Here is a 3,119-nt window from a genome sequence, read left to right on the forward strand (position 1 = left end):
CGGCTGGTTTGCAGCGCGTCCATCAGGTACCGAAGATATTTATAAAATATACCTTGAATCATTTAAAGGTGAAAAGCATTTAGCATTACTTGAAAAAGAAGCTAAAAAGCTTGTAGATTCAGTTATAAGCTAACTTAATCTAATAATTTTAAAACGGCTGATTTATTCAGCCGTTTTCGTTTCTATACCTTGTGTATATAAAAATATATTCATAAGAGTCTACTCTCACATTATTTTTTAAGGGCTTATTATATGTCAGCCAATCCATCTTACTTAAATGAATTAAAACACACTGGCGATTTTTTAACGCTTAGTTGCAATAACGAATGGCATTTAGATGCAGGTGAGTTTGTTTTAGATAATGGAACTCGTGTAAATATACACGATACCGGTGTAATCGAGTTTCAACCTGCTGTTACAACGTCAAAAGATGTAGTTTATTCAAGCGCCGTACACGGTAACGAAACTGCGCCAATTGAAATTTGTGATGCACTTATTAAACAAATTATAAAAGGCGAGTTGATACTTAAGCAGCGCGCTTTGTTTATTTATGGTAATCCACAATCAATTAATATTGGCCTGCGTTTTGTAGAAGAAAACTTAAATAGATTATTTAATGGTCACCATACAGTTGAAGGTGTACCAATGAATAATGAGCGTACCCGTGCTGCAAAGCTTGAGCAATACGTAAGTGACTTTTATGCCCGTGGCGAGCAAGGCAGTAGCCGGTGTCACTACGACTTACACACTGCAATTAGAGGCTCTAAAAACGAAAAATTTGCTGTGTATCCATTTTTACATGGTAAGCCTTGGAAAAAGTCTCAGTTACAATTTTTATTGAGTTGTGGTGTAAATACCGTACTTATGATGAAATCTCCTGCAACAACATTTAGCTATTATTCATCATTTGTACATGGAGCTGATTCATTTACCGTAGAGCTAGGTCAAGTTAAACCATTTGGTCAAAACGATATGGCTCGCTTTGAAAAAACAAAGCAAACCTTAACGGCATTAATTAGTCAAAATGAAGTTGAATATCCTGAATTTAATGCAAACGATTTTGAGTTATTTGCTGTCCATCGCACAATTAATAGAACACAGGACGATTTTAGTTTTCCTTTTTCTGATAATGCTGAGAACTTTACTGGCTTTGCGAAAGGTGAACTACTTGCAACCGACGGTGATAAAGCGATTTACGCTGACGTTGAAGGAGAGGCTATTATTTTCCCAAATGCGAGCGTAGCATTAGGGCAAAGAGCACTCCTTACAGTTATTCCAATGGATATTGATAGCAATTTCGTCTAATTGAACTCATCAGACCACTGATGTCTTCAAGTTAACTATATGATTACTATTAATTAAAGTAATCGTATCGTTAACTTGCCACTTATTTAACCTGTATTTGCTTTTGTTTCGTCCCAGATCTGTTGAATAACACTTTACGTTAACGTAAGGTGTTGGCAGCTTTAATTAAAGATAGTGCAGATGTTGCAAAGTTTAACCAGCAGCAATCACCCATAATAATAATTTAAAGGGGCACTGTTTTACCGACAACAAAAGAAGGTAGGTTATGAGTAATCCAAATAACGTATCGCTGAATATTAACCACGAGCTTGAATTTATTGATGGTCAAGCGCTTAATATTCCAACCCTTAGTATTTTAACTGAGGACGGCGACATTCATCCTAGTGCAACCGCACCTGATATTTCAAAACATACCGCTATTAAGTTATATGAAACAATGCGTTTTATACGTTTGTTAGATGAACGTATGCAAGGCGCGCAGCGCCAAGGTCGTGTTAGTTTTTATATGCAATGCCTAGGCGAAGAAGCCGCAGTTACAGCCTCTGCTGCTGCACTTGATCAAGACGATATGATCATGGCTCAATATCGTGAACAAGCTGCACTACATTATCGTGGTTTTACGCTTGATCAATTTATGAACCAAATGTTCTCAAATGAATTGGATTTAGGTAAAGGTCGCCAAATGCCAATCCATTATGGCTCTAAAGCGCTAAACTACATGACGATTTCATCGCCACTGGGTACGCAAATACCACAGGCCACAGGTTATGCATATGGTCAAAAAATAAAGCATATCGACGCTAAAACAGGTGAGCTTGCAAGCACAATTGATAACGTGACTATTTGTTACTTTGGTGAAGGTGCTGCATCAGAAGGTGACTTTCATGCGGGCTTAAATATGGCGGCTGTTCACAAAGCGCCGGTTATATTTTTTGCACGTAATAACGGCTATGCCATATCTACCCCTGCTGATGAACAGTTTAAAGGCGATGGTATTGCGTCGCGTGGTGTAGGTTATGGTATTAAAACAATTCGTGTTGATGGCACAGATGCACTTGCTGTGTATGCAGCGACCAAAAAAGCACGCGAAATAGCCTCAACACAAGGTGAGCCTGTACTTATTGAATCGATTGCTTATCGATTAGGCGCGCATTCTACCTCAGACGATCCCAGTGGTTATCGCTCTAAAGATGAAGAAGCGAATCATCAAACGTGTCCTATTGATAAATTTAGAAAATGGTTGGTCAAGCAAGATTGGTTAAACGAAGAAGACGACATAAAAGCAAAAGAGTCGATTCGTGAAGAAATTTTAGCAGCGCTTAAGCGTGCTGAAGTTGTTGCCAAGCCGGCTTTAGAAGAATTGGTATCTGACGTTTACGATACACCAATTCCATTATTGCAACGTCAGTACGAGCAATTAAAAGAACATATAAAACAGCATCCAGATGCTTACCCAGTAACTGCAGGGAGAATTAAGTAATGGCTAAAATGAACATGCTCCACGCAATTAACTCTGCCCTCGATATTACGATGAACGAACACCCTCAAGCCTGTATTTTTGGCGAAGATGTTGGTTACTTCGGTGGTGTATTTAGAGCAACATCAGGCTTGCAAGAAAAGTACGGTAAGCATCGCGTTTTTAATACGCCTTTAACCGAACAAGGTATTTTAGGTTTCGCTAATGGCTTAGCGGCTTTTGGTGCGCCTGCATTGGCTGAAATTCAATTTGCTGATTATATATTCCCAGCGTTTGATCAAATAGTAAATGAAGCCGCTAAATTTCGTTATCGCAGTGGTAATGAATTTAATGTTGG

At 38.6% G+C, this 3,119-nt stretch carries 2 protein-coding genes and 1 pseudogene; all 3 read left to right on the forward strand.

Annotation, left to right across the window (positions count from 1 at the left end):
* Nucleotides 1-252 precede the first annotated feature (252 nt).
* A complete protein-coding gene (gene astE, locus L652_RS0102330) occupies nt 253-1,305 on the forward strand; it encodes a succinylglutamate desuccinylase (protein ID WP_024596867.1) in 1,053 nt (350 codons plus the stop codon).
* Nucleotides 1,306-1,570: 265 nt separating this feature from the next.
* Nucleotides 1,571-2,785, forward strand: a complete 1,215-nt coding sequence (locus L652_RS0102335; RefSeq protein ID WP_024596866.1) for a thiamine pyrophosphate-dependent dehydrogenase E1 component subunit alpha — start codon at nt 1,571-1,573, stop codon at nt 2,783-2,785.
* A pseudogene (locus tag L652_RS0102340) lies at nt 2,785-3,119 on the forward strand (alpha-ketoacid dehydrogenase subunit beta); the annotation flags it as partial. The gene L652_RS0102335 and the pseudogene L652_RS0102340, both read left to right, overlap by 1 nt.

Source organism: Pseudoalteromonas sp. TB25 (assembly GCF_000497995.1).
GTDB lineage: Bacteria > Pseudomonadota > Gammaproteobacteria > Enterobacterales > Alteromonadaceae > Pseudoalteromonas > Pseudoalteromonas distincta.